A 22,014-nucleotide genomic window follows, 5' to 3' on the forward strand; every position below is an offset into this window, starting at 1 on the left:
TTAAAGGAAACTAACCCGAATTTTAAAGATAATCCCACGCAGTTTGGCGGAAATAGATAAAATGAAGAAAAACAGTTTTGATCTCTTAGAGATGGATGAGATAGACGAAATAATTTCTGAGGAAAACGGAAGACATTCCGAGCCTCCTGAAGATCAGCAGCTGCCTGAGGAGATGAAGCTGCTGCCGGTTAGGAATGCTGTATCGTTTCCCGGTACAGTTGTGCCTCTTGCAATTGGCAGAGACCGCAGCCTTGCTCTCTTGGATGAGCTGGATTCTGAGGAAGAAATAATCGGCCTGATTACGCAGAAAAAATCTGAGGTGGAAAACCCAAAGGCTAAAGACATTTACGATATTGGAACCGCAGTCTCAATTCTGAAGGTGATTCGCTCTCCCGGCGGCGGTGCTACTACAGTTATAGTTCATGGCCTAACACGATTCAGGATTGATGAAGTTATCCAGACCGATCCATTCATAAAGGCAAGAGTAAGCAGGGTTGAGTCCAAAGGACGGGTTACCAAGAAACTCAAGGCTATGATGGTGAACGTTAAGAAAATGGCCATCAAGGTTGCCTCTCTCAGCCCTAATGCGCCGGAAGAGGCTTCTCTTGTGATTGAGAATATTGACGATCCGGGCTCACTTGCCGATTTTGTAGCCGCTACACTTAACGTATCTACTAAAGAGAAGCAGGAATTTCTTGAAGAGGAGAGCTTCAACAAGAGGCTACAGAAGGTCTCTGTAAGCCTTGCAAATCAGCTTGAGCTTCTTGAGCTGAGCGATAAGATCCACGGTGAGGTGCGTCAGGCCATAGACAAAACCCAGCGTGAATATTTTCTGCAGGAACAGCTCAAGGCTATTCAGTCTGAGCTTGGGCATGATGATAAGATGCAGGGTGATTTGAACTCGCTTTCTGAGAAGGTGAAAAATACCGGTATGCCCGAGAAGGTTGAAAGCGAGATCCTCAAAGACGTTGAAAGGCTCAAAAGCATTCCGCAGGCCTCGCCGGAATACAGCGTTATAAGAAACTATGTGGAATGGGCGTGCGATCTGCCCTGGAAGATTCAAACCGAAGACGCTATTGACATAGAAAGAGCCGAGCAGATTCTCGAACGTGATCACTACGGCCTAAAAAAGGTCAAAAAGAGGATCCTTGAGTTTCTCTCAGTACGCAAGCTCAACCCCGAGGGCAAGAGCCCGATTCTATGTTTGGTAGGGCCTCCGGGCGTTGGTAAAACTAGCCTCGGTAAGTCAATCGCAAACGCACTGAACAGGAAATTCATTAGAATAAGCCTCGGCGGCATGAGAGATGAGGCGGAAATAAGAGGGCACAGAAAAACCTATATCGGAGCTATGCCCGGAAGAATACTTCAGGAGATTCGCAAATCAGGCTCAAACAATCCTGTGTTTATGCTTGATGAGCTTGATAAGATAGGGCAGGATTTCCGGGGAGATCCTGCGTCTGCACTCTTGGAGGTGCTTGATCCAGAGCAGAACAATACTTTTACCGATTATTATCTTGACCAGCCGTTCGACCTTTCAAACGTTATGTTTATCGGAACGGCAAACTATACCGATCCAATTCCTGATCCCCTGTACGACAGGATGGAAACTATTGAACTGCCGGGCTACACTCAGGTGGAAAAGCTCAACATTGCAAAGAAGTATCTGGTTAAAAGGCAGGTGCAGGAAAACGGTCTCAAGCAAAGCCAGTTTTCAATAAGGGATGAAGCAATAAACCTGCTGATTGAAGGCTACACTTCTGAGGCGGGCGTTCGCTCTCTGGAAAGGCAAATTGCGGCTATGTGCAGAGCCGCAGCTACGAAGGTGGCGAGAGATGAGGCAAAGAAGCTCACCGTTACCAAGAAGAAGGTAGGCGAGGTGCTCGGGCCTGTTAAATATGAATCTGAGATAAGAAACAGGACTGGAAAACCCGGAGTTGCCACTGGCCTTGCTTGGACACCTTACGGAGGCGAGATACTTTTCATCGAATCACTCTCAGTTCCGGGAAAAGGAGACTTAACCATAACCGGTCAGATCGGAGATGTTATGGAAGAAAGCGCAAAGGCTGCCTACAGCTATATCAAGTCTGTAGCACCAAAGAATAAAATCGATAATGATACATTCAAAGATTATGATTATCATATTCACGTGCCTGCCGGGGCGGTTCCCAAAGATGGCCCGAGCGCAGGTGTCGGGATGTTCGCCTCCCTTTTCTCTCTTGTGTTGGGTAAGAAAATTAGAGCAGACCTTGCCATGACCGGCGAGATTTCCCTTCAGGGGAATGTACTGCCGATTGGCGGACTGAAAGAGAAGGTGCTGGCTGCTAAAATGGCGGGCATAAAAACCGTGGTGCTGCCTTACAGAAACAAAAAGGATATGCCGGAAGTTCCCGAAGAGGCAAAGAAAGATATGGAATTTGTTTTCGTTAAAAGGGTTAATGAGCTCAAAAAGTTTATCTTTGCTGAGTAATCGGGATATTAAACGTGTTTATAGATGAAGCAAAAATATTTATCAAGGCTGGAGACGGCGGAGACGGCTGCGTAAGTTTCAGGCGGGAGAAATTTCTCCCGAAGGGTGGACCCGACGGAGGAAACGGCGGAGAAGGCGGGGATGTAATTTTTCAAGCCTCGGAAAATGTTGATACCCTTACCGACTTTGCAGGCAAACATCATTGGCGTGCCGAAGACGGAATGCAGGGTGAGGGAAGCAATAAAACCGGAGCAGATGGAAGCGAGCTCTTGATAGAAGTGCCAGTGGGAACTTTGATTTTCGATTCTGATACCGATATACTCCTGAAAGACCTGAACATTTCAGGTAATAAGGTAACGATATGCAAAGGCGGAAAGGGCGGCAAAGGCAATAAATTCTTCACCAGCAGCATCAGGCAGGCTCCCCGTATTGCTGAGCCAGGTGAGGAAGGGCAGGCAAGGAATCTTCGCCTCGAGCTTAAGCTGATAGCCGATGTTGGTATGGTAGGGCTGCCCAATGCAGGCAAGAGTACGCTGGTTTCTGTATGCAGCAAGGCAAGGCCGAAGATAGCAAATTACCCGTTCACAACGCTCAATCCCGTTTTAGGAATTGCAGAGCTCAGCGATTATCGAAGGTTTGTAATGGCGGATATCCCCGGGCTTATCTCAGGAGCGCATAAAGGCGCCGGCCTCGGGCACGAATTCCTCCGCCATATCGAGAGAACAAAAACTATTGTCCATTTGATAGATATCTGCCCGTTAGACGGCTCAGACCCCGCAGAAAACTACAGACAAATACGCGAAGAGCTTGAGAAATACAGCCCTATGCTTGCTGAAAAGAAGGAGCTTGTAGTGGTGAACAAAATAGACCTGCTCCAGTCTGATGAGCCAATCAGAGAGCTGAGCAGCAAACTCAGCGGCTGCGAAATAGTTCAGGTTTCAGCTGCAACGAAAAAAGGCATCAATGAGCTGAAAGAAAGGCTCTGGAAACATATCCAGCAGGAAGGAAAAACGGATTAACTACAACAGCAGATTATTATGAGATTGATAGACCACCACGCACATCTAACTTCTGAACAGTATCAGGGCAGGCTTGATGAGATTATCCAGAGGGCAGCCGAGTCAGGAGTAGAGAAGATTATCACAGTTGGAACTGAGCTTAAGGACAGCCATGATTCGTTTGAGATAGCCAGAAAATTTGAGAATGTTTTTTTTACAGCCGGCTTCCATCCACACGAGGCAAAATCAGCGGATGACCAAAGCATTGAACAGATAAGACTCCTCCTTCGGGAGGACAAAGCGGCAGCTTTAGGCGAAATCGGCCTTGATTACTACTACGAATTTTCATCCAGAGACCAGCAGAAAGAAGCATTCCTCCGTCAGCTCGAAATTGCGGCAGAAGAAAATATACCTGTCGTAATTCATTCAAGAGACGCATTTGATGACACAGCAGAAATCCTTTCAAAATACTCACAAAAACTGCCAGCTGTTGTCATTCACTGTTTCGGTGAAGGGCCTGAGCAGGCGGAGTATTGTCTAAGGCAGGGCTGGTTTGTGTCTTTTACAGGTGTAGTTACATTCAAGAATGCAGAGAAAACTCGTCAGGCCGCTGCCGTTGTTCCCCCTGAACGGCTTCTGGTTGAAACCGACTGCCCCTATATGTCTCCGGCTCCGCTCCGAAAATATAAAACTAATGAGCCGTCTTTTATCGTTCATATCGCCAGAAAGCTTGCTGAGGTAAAGGGGGTTGAGGAAAATCAGATGTCCGAGAATCTTTCGCAAAATGCTGAGTCAGTGTTCAGAATCTGATCCGCCGTTCTTCTTTTCGCTGTTTTCACTCGGTTTTGAATCTTCAAATCTCTCAGACCTCGCTTGAAATTCCTTGAGCAGATCATCTGTATCAAGCCCGAAATGTGTTCGAACGAGATAAAAAAGCTGAAACATAAAGCTCAGGCAGTATCCGCTTAAATCTGTTAAATCTTCGTTGCTGTCGTGGCTTATGCTCATCCCGCCTTCTTCGTAGTATATCCTTGAGAGGAGGGTATGTATGTCTATATGCACTGCATCATTGAACTGCAGAAAGCCGCGTGGATACACGCCAGATCGCCAGTTTGAAGAAAGCTTGTTGAATATCTCAATTGTTTTGGGCATTGGCGGGGCATGAAATTTGCGTTCCTTAAGCTTGATTTTTCTTATCGTATCTTCAAGCTCCCTGCTCTGTTCCGAGCCTACGATGGAGCGGAATTCATACAGGATTCTAAGCTTTTTGTACAGGGCGTCTTTCTCCCATTGGTCAAATTTTCTCTCTACTGCCTGTTTGCGGTCTTTCTTTTTGTTTTTTGGAGAAACAAGACACCACGCAATCTTGGCAACTGTCTCGCAGAGAACCCTCAAGAGCGCTTTGGCGGGCATATTATGGCCGGAACGGATCAGATCAAGTACCGCATTTGCATAGTTCACACAAACTGCGATAGAGCTTACACATACCATGTCTGTACGCGTTTCCGGATTAACATTTTGCTCAATCGGCTCAATTGTTTCTATAAACCACTTTTTTATTACAGCGGCATCATAATCGATTAAACTGCCGTTTTTAGCCTCTCTGGCAGTGAAAAAACGTTCCATTAATCTCCCAACAATCTGGCTTCTTTGCCCGCCGATAGAATCCGGAGGGATATTTTATCAAGCCGGCCTATTCCAATTTTGATGCCGCATACTCTTCGGCAGCCTTAAGGGCTTTCGGTATCCCCGAAGCATCTTTCCCGCCGGCCTGAGCCATATCGGGGCGCCCGCCGCCGCCGCCGCCTACAGCAGGAGCAGCCTGTTTAACGATATCGCCGGCTTTTATACCCTTCTTGATAAGATCCTCTGACACAGCGGCCACCATCATTACCTTCCCGCCGGAGCTGGTAACCAGCAGGGCAGCTAAAGACTCGCATCTCTTTTTGATTGAATCTGCGCACTCCCGAAGCTGTTTGTTATCTGCGCATTTTACGTGCGCTGCTATAATTTTAGCGCCCGAAATATCTTTGGCGTTTTCGATAGCCTTATCGGCCTCTTCTCGCGCGCTGCCGCCGCCTTCTTTGCCGGCATCTTTGATTTGTTTTTTGAGCTTCTTGTTTTCGGCAATGAGCTTATCTGTTCTTTCGCTGAGCTGATGGAACGGGACTTTTAGCTTAAAGCAAAGCTCTTCTATCACCTTTTCTCTTTCGCTGAAATATTCGATAAGAGCCCTGCCTGTAAGTGCGGTAATCCGCCTTACCCCTGCAGAAACACTCTCTTCCTTTATTATCTTAAAACCGCCGATTTGAGATGTTCTTGAAACGTGAGTTCCTCCGCACAGCTCCTTGCTGAAGGCGTTTTCGTAGTCCTCATCTTCAGTGCGCCCAATAGATATAAGCCTTACGGTATCACCGTATTTTTCGCCGAAAAGGGCAGTAGCGCCGAGCTTCTTTGCCTCATCGATAGGCATTGTGGCGCATGTTACAGGCGAATCGGCGAATATTTTCCCGTTCACCAGATCTTCCACTTCTGTGATCTGTTCTTTGGACAACGCCTTCGAGCAGGTAAAATCAAACCTGAGATAATCCGGACATACCAGCGAACCCTGCTGAGTAATGCTATTTCCCATAACCTTTTTCAATGCCCATTGCAAAAGATGCGTGGCAGTATGATTTTTTCTCGAAGAATTCCTTTCACCTGAAACAGTAACTTCCACCTCATCCTCAACCTTAGCTTTCCCTTCAAGGATTTTGCCCTGATGAAGAACGGTATGGCCGATTTTTTCTGTTTTTTCAATCTCAAAAACGAAATTATCGCCTCTTATCTCCCCGGTGTCTCCAATCTGTCCGCCTGATTCTGCGTAGCAGCAGGTCTTATCCAGCAGTACAGCAGTGTTTTCTTCTGTTTCCGTAAGCTCACCTTCGCTTTTATAGCCATCTCTGCCTGCAAATCCAAGGATTTTTGCTTTGCAGTTTTCGGTAAGATATTTTTCCCTGTCATCAGTTTTGGGCAGTTCTTCGCCTTCAAGCTTTCCTATAAGCCCTGATTCTTTCTTTGCTGCGCGTGCTCTCTGACGCTGCTCTTCCATAAGTTTATCAAAACCTTCTCTGTCTATTCCGAGGTTTTTCTCGCGAGCAAGCAGTTCGGTTAAATCAAGCGGGAATCCGTATGTGTCATATAGTTTGAAGGTATCTTCCCCGCTGATATATTTTTCAGATTTGCCTGCTGCTGCCTCAAATATTTCAAGTCCGCGGTCGAGAGTACGATTGAAGCTTTCCTCTTCCGATTCGATCACAGTTTCAACAAAATCCTGTCTCTGTTTAATCTCGGGGAATGCTTCTCCCATAAGCTCAATCAGAGTTGGAACTAACTTGTAAATGAACGGCTCTTTGAGCTCGAGAACCCTGCCGAATCTTGATGCCCTTCTCAGGATCCGCCTCAAAACATAGCCCCGTCCGTCGTTGCTTGGAACAGCCCCGTCTGTTATAGCAAACGAAAGAGCCCGCACATGATCTGCTACCACTCTCATCGCTATGTCTGTTTTTTCTGTAAGAGAATGAGTGTATTCTGTATTTGCCATACCGCTGATTTCTTTGATCAGCGGCGTGAAAAGGTCTGTGTCATAATTGCTCGGCTTGCGCTGCAAAACAGCAGTAAGTCGTTCAAGCCCGAGTCCTGTATCTATATATTTGGCTTTCAGCGGAGTTAGCGTTCCGTCAGACTGTCTGTTAAACTGTATGAATACGAGATTCCAAAGCTCAATAAACCTTGCGCAGCCTGCATTTACCCCGCATTCATGGCCGGGCACATGCTTCATGTCGCACATCTCGTCGCCAAGGTCTATATGTATTTCGCTTGATGGGCCGCAAGGGCCAGTTTCACCCATCTCCCAGAAATTGTCTTTCTTGCCGAACGAAAGTACTCTCTCTGCCGGGATTCCCGTTACCTTAGGCCAAAGTTCAGCAGCTTCTTTGTCGTATTCGCTCCCGTCTGACTCGTCTCCGGAGAATACCGTAGCATAGAGTTTGCTTTCGTCTATCCCGTAAACCTCAGTTAGAAGCTCCCATGCCCATTTGATTGATTCTTCTTTGAAGTAGGAATCGAAAGACCAGTTCCCGAGCATCTCGAAAAATGTATGGTGGTATGTATCCACGCCAACCTCTTCGAGGTCGTTGTGTTTGCCACTTACACGTATGCATTTCTGGCTGTTTACAGCGCTGTGGCAGTCTTTCTTTTTCACGCCGAGAAAGATATCCTTAAACTGATTCATTCCCGCATTCGTAAATAGAAGGCTAGGGTCGTCTGCTGGTACAACCGGCGAGCTCGGCACAAACTTATGGCCTTTATCTTCAAAAAATTTTATAAATCTTTTTCTAATCTCTTTTGAACTGAGCATATTAAATCCGCTTAGAAATAATTAAATATTAGCTTTTTACATTTTCCTGACAGAAGCTAATGATAATTTTTTGCGGGGTTTTGGCAAATGTATAAACAAAAAAAGCCGGCGGCTTGCCGGCTTGAAAGTTTAGGGTGGATGAGGAGATTCGAACCCCCGACCCCCAGAACCACAATCTGGTGCTCTAACCAACTGAGCTACATCCACCGTGAAAAGGGCGGTATTCTAACCGCACCCTTACAAAAGTCAAGCGGTTAATTCTTAGAAGTGATTTTCGATTTGTTGAAGCTTTTCGCTTGCAATAACAGGTGTTGCCTGTAAAATCAGCCCTTTTATGAGGTGAATGCCCTGATTAACTGGAATCGAAAGGCTTATTATGAAATTATTCTTAAAGCTGTCTGTCTTAACTACACTTTTATTAAACGCAGCTGTTATGGCTGAAGATTGGCCGTGGGAGGGTTCCGGAACATCTTCGGATCCGTTCCTGATCAATACTGTAGAGGATTTTAACAAGATAGACAACGATCCATTCCATATGGACAAACATTATGCGCTGACAGCTCAGCTTGATTTTGAAGGTGCTGAACCGAATGCCATTGGTTCACAGGAGTACCCTTTTCAAGGGCAGTTTGTCGGGAAATATGTAAACCCCGATACCGGCACAACCGCTGCCGGCTCGCTGAAAAATTTCAGTCTAACTTCAAACGGCCCTAGACCGTGCGGCATTTTCAGGGTTGTTGGAAGCGAAGGCAAGATTTACAGCCTTACTGTTCACTCTCCGGTAATTGCCTCCTCTTCCAATGCTGCAACAGGCGGTATTGCAGGCAGAAACAACGGAGTTATCAACGAGTGTACAGTCAGCAATGCCCAGATTACTGGGAAAAACGGCGTTGGCGGGATCGCAGGATATAATTCAGGTATAATAAATTTCTGCGGCGCAGACGGCCAGATTATCGGCGAGAACACAACAGGCGGTATTTGCGGCTATCTGGAAGGCGGCGAATTAACTCAGTCAACCTTTGATGGTCAAGTAACGGGACAAGAATATACAGGAGGGGCTGTAGGCGGAATTAACGCATACTCATCGGTTTCAGACTGCTTTGCCAGCGCTGAGATTACAGGCGGAAGCTATGCAGGCGGTTTTTGCGGGACCGCTTCTGAGAGCACAATAATCGACTGTGTGGTTTACGGCAGCGTTGAGGCTTCAGGCTGGGCAGGCGGAATGTGCGGAATAAATTATGCAGAATTCAAAACTTGCGCTGCTTATTCCGATGTTTCAGCAGTCAGCAGCCTTTCATATGGGCTTAACAATCTTACGCTCAAAGCAGACACATATGTCGGCGGATTTGCAGGTATTAATAACAATGTTATCGAAAACTGCTTTGCACGGGGCAATGTTAAGTCCGTTGTGAATGCGGGCGGGTTTTCAATATCATATTTTATTGAATCAGTTGAGGACCAGCCATCTGTTTTATCATACAGTTTTGCAGGCGGTTTTGCCGGTTTGAATTCAGGCAGCATATCCAGATGCTATTCTGTTGGTCAGGTGGATGGAGGGCTTTTAGCTGATTCAAACTCCAGTCCTTACGTTAATGACCCTAATTTTGTAACAGATGTTCTTTATGAAGGCGGGTTTACTGGTAAAAATGACTCTTCGGTATCCGGCTCTTACTTCGATAAAGACGCATCCGGTCTTACTGGCGAAGAAAGCGATGGGGGGCAGGCAAAAACTACTGCTGAGATGAAAAATCAGAATACTTACGCCAACTGGGATTTTGCACAAACTTGGAGAATTGACGGAGGCTACCCGCAGTTTATGTGGCAGGTCTCTGTTAGCTTCAATCCCTCCAGCATCACAAAATCTTTAAGCCAAGGCGAGGTACCAGTATTCAAGCCTAAGGCAGTAATGCAGGGAGAAGGAAGTTTGTCCTGTCAGATTTCTGTAGAATACTCTGATGGAAACGGCTGGCTTTCAGCAACCCCTGCAAGTTTTGAGCTGAATAAAAACGAGATTGACCAAACGTTGGATGTGTCCTTGAACCCAGCAGGTCTTCCAGCAGGAATCTATGAAGCGGATATTGTATTATCCTCAGCTGCTCTTGAATACGATGCTCTGCTTCCTGTAAAGATGGCAGTACTTCCGGCAAACGGTGATTTTAACAATGATTCGAAAGTCGATATCGCTGACTTTGTTAAGTTTGCAGCAATTTGGAAAGACCAATCTATAACAATTTCAGAGCTGAAGGATTTTGCATCTAACTGGCTTAACTGATTGAAAACTATTTTTGGTATTAAAGGGCGTACAAATCTGTACGCCTTTTTTTATAAATCAAAAATCAAACATAGGCCGCTGGTGCACAACTTTTCTTAATAAATTTCGTATTCTCTGTATAATATCAAAACGCTTTTACAGAGGTGATATATGATTCTCAAAAGATTTTCGTTAATTCTCCTTATAGTTTCAACAGTTTCAGCATTTGAAGAAGTGCGGAAAGTAGATTCAGATTTCTACCGAGGAGGGCGTGTGCTGGATACTATTGATTTAAGCACAATTTCTACCCCCGATATTGCGCTTGAAGAAATCCTGAAAAAACGCGGCGGGGAAGTAGTGTTCACAAGGCAGGAATTTACCATAGACCAGCTTTCGCATATCCTCAAGCTCAGCTACGGTTACAGCGAGGACAGCCGAAGGACAGTAGAGTCTTACGATAATGCTTATCCTGTGCTTGTTTATCTGGTAAACAGAGACGGGGCGTTCGTTTATATCCCCAAAAAGGATTCCCTTGGCAAGATCGTGGATGATAACATTAAACGCCGTCTCTTCAGCGCTACCAAACACAGAGACAAGGACGGCTATATCTCTTCTGCTAACTTTGTAATTGCTGGCTCCCCAAAGCTTGCCGGCATCAAAAGGCCACGTGAGGGAAGGAAATTTCTCTTTATTGAGGCGGGCAGAATTGCTCAGAATATGGAGCTTGCGGCAAATTCCATTGGACTTGGAATAAAAACCGAACCGGATTTAAATCAGCTCAAAATACGTTCGCTTCTGAAGATGCCTTCAGGCTTTGAACCCGTTATGATGATATCTCTTGGAAAGCTGAAAAATTCTAATTTCAAAATCAGCCCCGAAACCCTCAAAAAAGAGAAACCTGCCGAAGATAAGGATGGGGGCGAAAAGCAGGATCCGAAAAAGAAAGAGCGTTTGAAAATTGCTATTGTTGTTCCTGAAAGAGGGGCAGACAGAAGGGTTATAAACGGGCTCAAGAACATTTTTCAAATCTCTGATGCCCGCTGTTTTATTGCCGCACCGGACGATGAATTCAGAAATTCAGATGGTATAAAGATGAGTCCTGATATTTTTATCAATAATCTGTCTGCAAGAGATTACGATACGCTCGTATTTCTTGATGGAAGCATTACATCCAGGGTTTACCGTAATGATGAGCTTGTGATGGATATAATGTACGAGGCAGACCAGCTTAACAAAACAGTCGCAGCGTATGGTTATGCTGTGGGTGTCTTGGCAAGGTCGGGTGTGCTTTCAGGAGGCATACAGGCCACTGGAAGCATCGGTGTTCGTGGTTCTGTGAAAAAATACGGCGGGCGTTTCTTGGCAGAATCCGCTGTAGTTAGATCTGGGAATATAGTAACAGCAAGAAGTCTCGATACACTTGCAAGAAGGGATATTCAAGGGCCTGAGGGGATTTCCGGTTTTGCAGCGGAAATACTTAAGGCTTCGAAAGAATAAATTTTAGCTTTTTGAAAGGGTTCTTATGAATTTTCAGATTACCGCTATGGCTGTTCTGGCCGGTTTCGTTTTCTCTCTGAATGCAGCAGACAGCTTCAAACCGTATGTAAAAAAACCGGACAACAATGGCGTTCACCTGAACGCTCACGGCGCAGGTGTGATGCACCACGACGGCAAATATTATCTCTATGGTGAGCATAAGATTGCCGGCAGGGCGGGCAACAAGGCTCATGTGGGCGTGCACTGCTACAGCTCCGAAGATCTTTACAACTGGAAGGATGAGGGGATTGCTCTTAAAGTGGTAGAAAAAGAAGGCCACGATATCGAGAAGGGATGCATCATCGAAAGACCAAAGGTAATATACAACGAAATGAATGATAATTTTGTGATGTGGTTCCATCTGGAGCTGAAAGGCCAAGGCTACAGCGCAGCAAGAACGGGGCTGGCAGTTTCCGATAATCCGACAGGCGAATTTGAATATATCAGGTCTTTCCGCCCGAATGCGGGGCAATGGCCGATTCATTTCCCCAAAAAATGGCAGAAACCCATCAGTGAGAAGAAGTTCAATAAGCTTAAAGAGGAATCAGACTGGGACTACTGGCTCACTCTGCTTGAAAAGGGAATTGTATTGAGAAGAGATTTCAAAGAAGGGCAGATGTCCCGAGATATGACGGTTTTCGTTGACGATAACGGCAAGGCCTATCATATACATTCATCAGAAGATAATTCAACCCTTCACATCTCCGAGCTCACCGATGACTATCAGGATTTTACAGGCAGATACACCAGAGCTCGGCCGGGCGGATACAACGAGGCCCCCGCATTATGCAAGTATGAAGGAAGCTACTACCTTATTGCCTCGGGATGTTCAGGCTGGGCTCCAAACACAGCACGCTCATTTAGAGCAAGCAATATTATGGGCGAATGGAAGGCTCTCGGCAATCCGTGCAAGGGCAAAAATCCGCATAACGATATCGGCTCGATCAAAACCTTCGGCGGACAAAGCACCTACATCCTGCCTGTTGAAGGGAAACGCAATGCTTTTATCGCAATGTTCGACGTGTGGAGGCCGTCAAATCAGATAGACAGCAGATATATGTGGCTTCCTGCTAAAATAAAGGACAATGAGATTGTCGTTGAATGGCAGACCGAATGGGATCTGTCATATTTCGAGGAATGATTGTTTTTCCACCTTCCGGTTTCGGCCGGAAGGTTTTTTTGTCCTCGATATAGAAATATTACTTGAAACCGCAGCCTGTCTTTTGTATATTAAAGCTCAAGGCTTTAATTTTGGGATATAATTATGAAGCGATTAACATTTTTAGCAGCTGCATTGCTTTTATTTGCGGATGTTTCGTTCGGGATTGTGATATCAGGCGGCGATTCAGGCCATTTAACTGCCCCAACCGATGATCCCGGCTGGGCTCGTTCGGGGAGCGTAGGAACGAACGGTTCAGGCGTTTATCTGGGAAACGGCTGGGTGATTACTGCCAACCACGTAAGCAGCAAGACATACTTTACTGTTGATGGCGATGCTACATACAACAAAATGGCCGGCGAGGAATACGGTGTTCAGCTTGATAATCTTGAAAAAACTTCGAAGATAGACCTCTATATGTTCAGAGTGGATACTTCCGCAGGCAATTTAACCGAACTCACTCCAACACCCATTGCCTCCAGCGCTCCTTCTGAAGGTTCGCAGGCAACTCATATCGGAACAGGCGACGGCCAGACCTCCTCAACAGAAACTACTTGGTATGTTGATACGGGTGAAGATCCTTACATATGGGAAACATCTCCTTTCCCCGGGGCAGACGCCCATGCAAATGGATACTACTTGCAAACTAACAGAGACAAAAGGTGGGCATTTGAGGAAGTCTATCAATCCGATGATGATTTCGATAACATTGAAGGGTTTTCCACAATTTTTAATGATGATGCGGACTACGGAATAACTGTAGAACACGATTCTGGGTCCGGTCTTTTCGTTAAAAATAACGGGGAGTGGGAACTTGCTGGAATTGCCCATGCAATTGGCTCTTACAGCGGACAACCTGATAGGACACGTGTTTACGGAAACACAAGCTATTATTCAGACCTCTCTCAATACAGCGGGCAGATAAATGATATAATAACCATCCCCGAACCTGCTTCATTATTAACTCTCGGGCTCGGCTTTTTGTATTTCAGGCAGAGAAAGCAGCCTGTTTCTGCAAAATAAACTGCCGGATTACTTTTTCGATTTAACTGCTTGAAAAAATGTCTTAAAACCATAGAATTGTTGTTTCAGCTTTAATTCTATTTTAAGACGGAGAACTAATGTCCAGCATCTCGGATATACTCATAAAACAGTTAGAATCCTCATACAGAAGCGATGAGTTCGTATGCCTTCTTTCCCAGTATGAAAACTGGAAGACCTCCCAGCCGCTCAAAGGCCTTCAAATTTTGGAAGGCAGCCCGGTATTCAGAAACACCTGCCCAAAAATTGCGTCACTTTTAGCCGCAGGTGCTGAGGTAACAATCGGACTACATCAAAACTGCCCCTACAACCCGCAGGTGGCAGGTATGCTTGAAGATATCGGCCTTGAAGTGCGGCACGGAACGGATTTAAAACAGGATTTTGACATTATTCTCGATTGCGCCGGTGCTTATCATCATCTGGGTGCCGGCCTTGGATTTGCAGAGCTGACCAAATCGGGGGAGTATTATTATTCCAGCAGCTCTAAACCGTGTTTCTGCGTTGACAGAAGCATTATAAAATATTTTGAAGATTATCTTGGAACAGCAGACGGGCTTATGCGAAGCCTTGCAGAAAAGCAGCTTCCCGTTTCCGGGAAAACTTACGTTGTTTTCGGGTGCGGAAAGGTAGGAGCGGGGATATGCAAAAGGCTCACGGACGAAGGAGCTGAAGTAAGGCTTGTGGAAGACGGGTCCCGCAGGCATCAATTTGGATATCCAGTAATAGACTTCAAAGACAAAGAATCTGTACACCAAGCCATTAAAAATGCGGATTGCATTGTTACAGTAACGGGGATTAAAGATGTTATAAGCAAAAGCTACAATGCAGAAATTTTCAACAAGAGCTCTGCATATTTGGTAAATATGGGTGCTGAAGATGAATACGGCCCGGATATCCCCGCTTACAGAGTTCTAAACGAGAAGAAACCGCTGAATTTCATACTCGGAGAGCCCACGAGACTCAGATACATCGACGCTACACTTGCTCTGCACAATTATGGAGCTTTCGTTCTGATGAGAAACGAGCTTGAATCGGGGCTTATGTCCCCGCCGGAAGAAATAGAGAGGATGATTATAAAGCAAACTCTTGCAGGCAGCTGCATATCTGAAGAAGTTGAGAATTTCTTAAATACTAAAAATTATGCGGTGTAAATGTGTCAAATCTGCTGCTGAAAAATGTAATATTAGACAAATCCAGCACCAATATTCTGGTTAGGAACGGTGTATTCGAATCACTTTCCGCTGCAGACTCCGCCAAGGCCGATTCTGTGCTGGACTGCACAAACCTTGCCGTTCTGCCGGCGTTCTATAACGCCCACACCCATTCACCAATGACCCTTTTGCGGGGCTATGCAGACGACCGCGAGCTCTTCGACTGGCTGCAGAACTATATCTGGCCTATGGAGGCAAAATTCAATCTCGAGGATATTATCGCAGGCACGCGTCTTGCCTGCCTTGAGATGATAAAAACTGGAACTGTGTTTGCGGCAGATATGTACTGGCATTTTCCGGAAGTGGCAAGAACGATTACGGAAATGGGGCTCAGATGCTGCGCAGGACCGATCTTTCTTGATGCCTTTGACGATTCACTTACAGACCCGCAGTTTGAGGAGGCGGAAAAGTTTTACGATTCGCTCAGCGGTTTCAGCGATCTGTTGATTCCAGCCATTATGCCTCATTCTGTTTACGGGGCAAAGGAAAGCACACTTAGGAAGGTAAGCGAGATGGCCGAGCGTCTGCAGTATCCGATACAGATTCACGTGGCTGAGACGGAAAAGGAAGTAAAGGACTGCCTTGCTCAGACCGGACTCACTCCGTTTCAGTATCTGGATTCTTTAGGCCTTTTGACAGAAAAAACAGTAACTGTACATTCTGTTCACATGACAGAAGATGATGCTGAGCTGGTTAAAAAGAGGGGTGCGAAGATAGCCCATGTGCCAGTATCTAATATGAAGTTATCGAGCGGGGCATTCAGGGCGGGCTTATTTACTGACTATCTCGACTCAATATGCCTCGGAACTGACGGCTGCTCTTCAAACAACAATTTGAGCATGATAGAAGAGATGAAATTTGCCTCGCTTCTGGCAAAACACAGCTTCGAATGCACTCAGATTTTCAGCTCTGAAGTTGTGTTCAATTTCGCCACAATAAACGGCGCATCCGCATACGGCTTCAACGGAGGAAAAATTGAAAAGGGCAGGCCGGCAGACTGCATATTGGTTGATACAAAAAGCCCGTTTATGACTCCAGGGTACGATATTGTCTCTGATGTGGTTTACAGCTGCGATTCATCCTGCATAGATACCGTTATATGCAATGGGAATATCCTTATGCAGGGCGGGATAATTCCAGGCGAGGCGGAAATTATAAAAAAGGCCAATAAATCTGCACGAAGAATTACTGAAATGTAACTTTGCTGCGTTTTTTGAAAAAAAATATTCATACCTTCAAATTTGCATCCCTAAAAGAATATTAGCCATTTTTCACTAAATTACGAAAAAAATAAAATTTTCGCTTACAAATTTTTATTGAATTTTCAAATATAGATGATAGAAGTTAATTATGATGTTTGATTTTTAGCTGCATAATTTTGAGCACTTACTTCAAGTGTTATTTTGAAAGGATGTTATTATGAAGAGGCTTATTAGTTTAATGTTGGGCATTGTACTCTCCCTGTCTTTATGTTCTTTTGGTGATTATATAACCATAGATTCGGATTTATCCGACTGGGCAGGCATCGACTACACAGACCAAGGAACTAAATCAGGTCCTGATGGAGGATCTTATTCCCTGAGAACAACCTACGATTCTCAAAACCTTTACATCGCTGTTGACAGAAGCAGTACGGGCCGCATTCTTGGGGATACCGGAACTAACTATGATGACACCTCTTACAGTCCAGACGATTCGTTTTTCCTTGCATTTGATGTTGATGGCATAACAGACAGTGGAGGTTCTTCAAACGTAACTCTTGCTAATGGGGAAACTGATGGAATGAGTATCAGTTTTGGTGGTGATAATCTTCCCGATATAATTTACGCATTTTCAGGAGGTGGTAATTGGTTCACCTATTCAACATGGAACGGTTCAGAATGGACAGGCGATGCTGATAACTGGGTTGAACCAGAAGACTCTTCAATAGGAGTTTCATATGGTGATTCCGGAAATGATGGCGATGAGTTTGCTATACCTCTTCAAGATATTGGCTCACCTAGTGGAGATATAATGGCTTGGGCTTGGATGGCAAAAGAAAGCCATTACTATATAGAAGCAGCATGGGGGTTTTCTTCAGGAGCTCAACCTACTGCTTATGACGGAATGTCAGTTGCAGTTCCTGAACCTTTCACTCTTGGGCTTCTCGGAATCGGTTCAATTGCCCTTAGAAGAAGAAGAAAAAGTTAGAACTGGATTATATCAGAGAACAAAAGGCGAAGCTTCACAGTTTCGCCTTTTTTAATCCATTCGAATAACAAAGAAACTCCATTTTTGAATTTTTATAGATGTTTCTTTAATTTTGAATTTTTGTGTTACAATTTTGAATTGTAAATGCAAGTATAGGTGAAGAATTCGAGCGGATTTTATATGAAAATAAAAAAAGAAAATTCGGAATTTATAAAGCATTATTCCAGAGTACAGATGAGACTGTATACTTATCTGCTTGCATCCGTGCATAACCGCAATGACGCAGACGAGCTGATGCAGGAGGTGAGCCTTATACTCTGGGAGAGCTTTGATAAATACGACCCTTCATACGATTTTGCAGGCTGGGCCCTGGGAGTTGCCAAGAACAAGGTGAAAGAGCATCTTCGAAGCAGGAAAAAATCCCCAGTATTCGGGGAAGCGTTCTACGAGTCTTTAACCCAGCTCGCTCAAAATAGCGACGATGATCAGGCAGAGCGGATTGAATTGCTCCGAAATTGCATCAAGAAACTGAATACCTCCGACAGGAAACTTTTGCTTATGAGATTCAAGAAGGAATTCAGTGTAAAGAAAATTTCAGAAATTACTGGCCGCTCAGGAAACGGGATTTATAAGTCTATTGCGAGAATTGTTGCCCTTCTGAGAAGCTGCATAAAAAGAGAACTGATTAAGCAGGAATCCAGATAAAAAAAATGAACACTAACGAACTTAAACTTACAGAATACATACTTCGAATGCTTGACGGCGAGAACGACGAAGCAAAGCAGAGAGAATTCGAAGAGTACCTCAAGGAGCTTACTGAAAAGAATCCGGCGGCCCTGGATTATTACTGGCAGCTCGTAAGTGATTATGTATGTATAGAATCAAGGGTTCGGGAATACGATGATGAAGAAATAATAAACGAGTTTATGCCGGCAGCTTTAGATGATGATGCCGTTTTAGAACTGCAGGAGGAGATAAAGAATGCCCCTGTTGTACCGCACAAAAACGAGCCGAGAAGAACAGAAAACAGGCCGGCAGTTTATGAATTACCCGCAGAACCCGCTGAGAGAAAAGTAAGCAAGCCAACGCTTTTTATTGCAGTTGCTTCAGCAGCCGCGCTTGTATTTCTGCTCTCCGCAGTGAAGCTGGAAAACTTCTTCACCAAAACTCCAACCGCATACATCAATGATTCATACAAGGCTGTATGGTCGGATGATTATCGTAAGCCTTCCGAGGATGGTTCTTTTTATGATAAAGATGATTACTTCAAGCTTGAACAAGGACATATCGAACTTTTGTTTGAGAGTGGATCTCAGGTTGTAATAGAGTCTCCAGCGATATTCAGGTGCATTTCTGAGGGGGTTCTAAGGCTTGATTACGGGAAAGCCTGCTCTTATGTGCCTGAAAGAGCCCAAGGGTTTACTGTTCAAACGCCTTCATCTGACATCGTAGATTTAGGTACTGAGTTCGGTGTTGAGGTGAACAAATACGGTGATTCCAAAGTTCAAGTGTATGAAGGAAAAACTGTTCTGAATTCTGTAAACGATAAAATTAGCAAATTTCTTCTTTCTGTAGGCCAAGCAGGTGAAGTTGAGCGTTTGAGCGGAGTGATAAGCGAGGCCGATTTCGAGCCTTCCGGCTTCACCAGAGAAATTGATTCAGGCTCCGGGCTTCTTTGGCACGGAGGGGAACTCTCTCTCGCTGATATTGTCGGAGGTGGAAACGGCTTCGGCACTGGAACCGCAGAAACCGGCATTGAAATATCAGACGGAGATGTTCTTAGCAAACTTTCTTACTATGGAGAACGAATCGGACGTCAAGCCTATGTTTCAGTTTCCTCGAATGAGTTTATCGACGGCGTGTTCTGCGCCGACAACGCAGGCCAGGGCGTACAGATTGCATCCACAGGACTTTTAAGCAAGAACATCCCCCAAACTAGCGGTTCCTACTGGGGATATATCTTCAACGGTGCGTTCCATAATGGTTTGGATGTGCCAAGGCATAGACTGCAAAAGGGCGGAAGGAAATACGGTACAAGGGATAATCCTGCGATTACCATGCATCCAAATACAGGAATGACTTTCGACCTTAACGCAATTCGTGAGAAACTTTCCAACCTGAAAATTAGTTCCTTCGCCGCTGAGGCCGGCATATCTGATACAGTAGAAAAATACTCTGAATCTAACGCAAGAGCTTTTATGCAGGTAATTGTTGATGGAGAGGTAGAATTTGAAAAGTTGTTGTCAAGCGATTCTCCTATGGAAGATGTGGATATAAAGCTAACCGGAGCAAACAGATTCTTAACTCTTTCAGTTACAGAAGCAGGCGACAGCTGGGGCTTCGACTGGAGCTTCTGGGGCAATCCTGTTTTAACAATAAATGCTGATAGGCAAGGGTTACAATGACATCTTTTATTAAATACATATTGCTTTTCGGCTTTCTCAGTTCTTTTGCTTTGGCGGGGCTGAGAACAGATTTCAACCTTGACGGCATAGTAAATATGGCCGATTTCGCTGCTGTATCAAATAAGCAGCCTGATATATACAGAGACCATGATTTATCAGATCTGGCTTTTCACTGGCTTGCCGGCCAAAATCAGTCTGAAGCTTTTATTGAAGATGTTTATACAGATGCCTCAAGGCACAACCCAAATGAGATCTGCACTGTAACGGCGGAAATAAGCAATCCATCCGATGAGCAATTCAAAGGCAATTTAAGAATTAGGATCACAAAAAATACTAATCCTGTTTATTCAGCCTCATTATTGGTTAATATCCCTTCACAGGGTAATACAGAAAAAGATTTCACCGTTCATCTGCCCTCTGAAGACTTTCAGGGGTATCAGATTCAGGCTCTTTTGAGCAATGGAGACACCGAAACCTCAGCAATAGACGTATCGAGCGACTGGAAAAGATATCCAAGATATGGATACGTTACAGAATTTTACGAAGGGCAGGGAGCCTCTCGTAATGTTGAAATTATGAATTCGCTCTCAAGGGATTATCACATAAACTCACTGCAGTATTACGATTGGATGTGGCGGCATGAGAATGTTATTGAGCGTGATTCGGATGGAGATATCAAAGAGCCTTGGCAGGACTGGCGGGGAGCTTCAATATCCTATTCAGTTTTAACGCATTCCATCTCAGAGGCGCACGAAAGAAATATGGCAGCGATGCCGTATTTCCAGGCATACTGCGCACTGGATGATTATCAGCAGATAAGCGGGGTTAGTCCGGGATGGGGGCTTTATTCAGACCAGTCCAATCAAAATCAGTATTACCACGATGCCGGCACAAAAATATGGGTGTTCAATCCCTTTAATCTTGACTGGCAAAATCATCTCTGCGGTGAGTTTACTGATGCTTTACAGACTTTTCAGTGGGACGGACTTCATATCGATCAGCTTGGAAATATTGGCAGCGGCAGCTATTACGACTATTGGGGAGCAAAAGTGAATCTTGCAGAAGGCCTTAGGTCCATCGTAAATCGAAGCAAGATGCATCTTAACTGGCTTGAATCAGAAGATCCCGAAATGCAGGGAAGGGATGTTGTTATATTCAATATTGTTGACGGAGCTGTCGGCAATTGGGCAGTGCCTCAGATAGTCGAGCAGAGCACCGCTGATGTGATTTACAGCGAACTTTGGTCTAATGATACCTACCGCGGGGTAAGAAATTTTATCCGATATTCGAAGAGGCAGTCAGGCGATAAGGCAGTTGTTCTGCCGGCTTATATGAACAAAGAAGAGGATACTGGAGGTTATTTTGATGAAGATTCGGTTCTGCTTGCAGATGCCGCATTTTTTGCTTGCGGGGCTTTCCATTTAGAACTCGGCGACGGCGATTTTATGCTGGCCAATGAGTTTTTCCCTTCCAGAGAAAAGCTTATGACAGATTCACTTAAAGAAAAACTGAAAGATTACTACAGCTTTATCACGGCAAATGAAAAGCTGCTTTTTTCGCCGGAGCTGAGATTGGGCGACGGCGGCCTTCAATGGATAGATATTCCTGGAGTAAACCTCTCCGGCGATGCTTCCGCTGATACGGTATGGTTTATTAACAGGGCAAATGAAGATTACGAAATCTTCCATCTAGTCAATCTTCTTGGTAATGACAATTTATGGCGGAATCAAGCAGAACAGCCTAATACCCTCATCGATTTTACGGTTAAACTAAGGCTCGGCAAGGATACTGAGGTTAATAAGGTATTTTGCGGCTCTCCAGACAGAAACGGCGGGAGCTTTTATCCTTTAAATTTCACAGAAGGCCAAGACAGTACGAGCGATTATATATCATTCAATGTAAAAGAGCTGAAATTTTGGGATATGATTTTAGTTGAGAGGGATTTCACTCCCCCGCACGGCCAGCTTTATGAGGCTGAAGATGCAATTAAGTTTAACACGGCTGTAGATAACGATCACCCGGGATACTCCGGATATGGTTTTGTAGATCAGTTCACAGGAGTTCACCAGAGCGTTTCGTTTTACGTGATGGCCGAAGAGGATGGAAATTACGAAATCGATTTCAATTATGCATCCGCTAATGAAGCCTCAATACGCAGTGTCATTGTTAATGGTGAAATTGCCTGCAAAGTTAATTTTCCCCTGCTTTCTGATTGGGACAGTTGGGCTGTCAGCTCTGTTTCAGCAGAGCTCCAGAAAGGAATTAACCAGATTTGTGTGTACTATGCCCCTGATGATTTCGGGCATATAAATTTAGATTACCTAAAACTAAACACTAATTAACTTAATATTTTGCTT

15 protein-coding genes and 1 tRNA gene are annotated in these 22,014 nt (G+C 44.8%); 13 read left to right on the plus strand and 3 right to left on the minus strand.

Features of this window, described 5'->3' with window-relative positions:
• The first annotated feature begins 61 nt into the window (after positions 1-61).
• Genes lon through STSP1_RS01565 form a run of 3 tightly spaced genes read left to right on the plus strand, consistent with a single transcriptional unit; the run spans position 62 to position 4,275 of the window.
• On the plus strand, positions 62-2,467 hold the full coding sequence (lon, locus tag STSP1_RS01555; protein ID WP_226997493.1) for an endopeptidase La: 2,406 nt from the start codon (positions 62-64) through the stop codon (positions 2,465-2,467).
• Between the two features lie 14 nt (positions 2,468-2,481).
• Complete coding sequence (gene obgE, locus STSP1_RS01560) at positions 2,482-3,486, plus strand: GTPase ObgE (RefSeq protein ID WP_085754666.1); 1,005 nt, start codon at positions 2,482-2,484, stop codon at positions 3,484-3,486.
• 18 nt (positions 3,487-3,504) lie between these two features.
• Positions 3,505-4,275 carry a TatD family hydrolase gene (locus STSP1_RS01565; RefSeq protein ID WP_085754667.1) on the plus strand — a complete coding sequence of 257 codons (771 nt, stop codon included), beginning with the start codon at positions 3,505-3,507 and terminating at the stop codon, positions 4,273-4,275.
• On the opposite strand, the gene STSP1_RS01570 is transcribed toward STSP1_RS01565, so the two are convergent.
• The 3 genes from STSP1_RS01570 to STSP1_RS01580 form a co-directional block, all read right to left on the minus strand.
• Positions 4,258-5,091 carry a DUF5677 domain-containing protein gene (locus STSP1_RS01570; protein WP_085754668.1) on the minus strand — a complete coding sequence of 278 codons (834 nt, stop codon included), beginning with the start codon at positions 5,089-5,091 and terminating at the stop codon, positions 4,258-4,260. The two genes, STSP1_RS01565 and STSP1_RS01570, sit on opposite strands and share 18 nt — an antisense overlap.
• Before the next feature lie 67 nt (positions 5,092-5,158).
• Positions 5,159-7,864 carry an alanine--tRNA ligase gene (gene alaS / locus STSP1_RS01575; RefSeq protein ID WP_085754669.1) on the minus strand — a complete coding sequence of 902 codons (2,706 nt, stop codon included), beginning with the start codon at positions 7,862-7,864 and terminating at the stop codon, positions 5,159-5,161.
• 133 nt (positions 7,865-7,997) lie between these two features.
• Positions 7,998-8,071, minus strand: a tRNA-His gene (locus STSP1_RS01580).
• A 226-nt stretch (positions 8,072-8,297) separates the two neighbouring features.
• Between STSP1_RS01580 and STSP1_RS01585 the strand changes: the two genes are divergently transcribed.
• The 10 genes from STSP1_RS01585 (at position 8,298) to STSP1_RS01630 (ending at position 21,999) form a co-directional block, all read left to right on the plus strand.
• Entirely contained in the window at positions 8,298-10,136 is a 1,839-nt protein-coding gene (locus STSP1_RS01585; protein ID WP_085754670.1) for a GLUG motif-containing protein, read from the plus strand.
• Positions 10,137-10,286: 150 nt separating this feature from the next.
• Complete coding sequence (locus STSP1_RS01590) at positions 10,287-11,612, plus strand: DJ-1/PfpI family protein (RefSeq protein ID WP_085754671.1); 1,326 nt, start codon at positions 10,287-10,289, stop codon at positions 11,610-11,612.
• Between the two features lie 25 nt (positions 11,613-11,637).
• A complete protein-coding gene (locus tag STSP1_RS01595; RefSeq protein ID WP_085754672.1) occupies positions 11,638-12,792 on the plus strand; it encodes a glycoside hydrolase family 43 protein in 1,155 nt (384 codons plus the stop codon).
• A 123-nt stretch (positions 12,793-12,915) separates the two neighbouring features.
• Positions 12,916-13,833 (plus strand): trypsin-like peptidase domain-containing protein, encoded by a 918-nt coding sequence (locus STSP1_RS01600; RefSeq protein WP_118158558.1) that lies wholly within the window; start codon positions 12,916-12,918, stop codon positions 13,831-13,833.
• Between the two features lie 98 nt (positions 13,834-13,931).
• Positions 13,932-15,002 carry an NAD(P)-dependent oxidoreductase gene (locus STSP1_RS01605; RefSeq protein ID WP_085754674.1) on the plus strand — a complete coding sequence of 357 codons (1,071 nt, stop codon included), beginning with the start codon at positions 13,932-13,934 and terminating at the stop codon, positions 15,000-15,002.
• Positions 15,003-15,004: 2 nt separating this feature from the next.
• Positions 15,005-16,261: an amidohydrolase gene (locus tag STSP1_RS01610; protein ID WP_085754675.1), complete on the plus strand. Its 1,257-nt coding sequence runs from the start codon at positions 15,005-15,007 to the stop codon at positions 16,259-16,261.
• A gap of 220 nt (positions 16,262-16,481) precedes the next feature.
• On the plus strand, positions 16,482-17,252 hold the full coding sequence (locus STSP1_RS01615) for a PEP-CTERM sorting domain-containing protein (protein WP_085754676.1): 771 nt from the start codon (positions 16,482-16,484) through the stop codon (positions 17,250-17,252).
• Between the two features lie 180 nt (positions 17,253-17,432).
• Positions 17,433-17,957 carry a sigma-70 family RNA polymerase sigma factor gene (locus tag STSP1_RS01620; RefSeq protein ID WP_085754677.1) on the plus strand — a complete coding sequence of 175 codons (525 nt, stop codon included), beginning with the start codon at positions 17,433-17,435 and terminating at the stop codon, positions 17,955-17,957.
• A 5-nt stretch (positions 17,958-17,962) separates the two neighbouring features.
• Entirely contained in the window at positions 17,963-19,657 is a 1,695-nt protein-coding gene (locus STSP1_RS01625) for an NPCBM/NEW2 domain-containing protein (RefSeq protein ID WP_085754678.1), read from the plus strand.
• Positions 19,654-21,999, plus strand: a complete 2,346-nt coding sequence (locus tag STSP1_RS01630) for a glycoside hydrolase family 66 protein (protein ID WP_085754679.1) — start codon at positions 19,654-19,656, stop codon at positions 21,997-21,999. Before STSP1_RS01625 ends, STSP1_RS01630 begins: the two co-directional genes overlap by 4 nt.
• Positions 22,000-22,014: the final 15 nt, after the last annotated feature.

This window comes from Sedimentisphaera salicampi (assembly GCF_002117005.1).
Taxonomy (GTDB): domain Bacteria; phylum Planctomycetota; class Phycisphaerae; order Sedimentisphaerales; family Sedimentisphaeraceae; genus Sedimentisphaera; species Sedimentisphaera salicampi.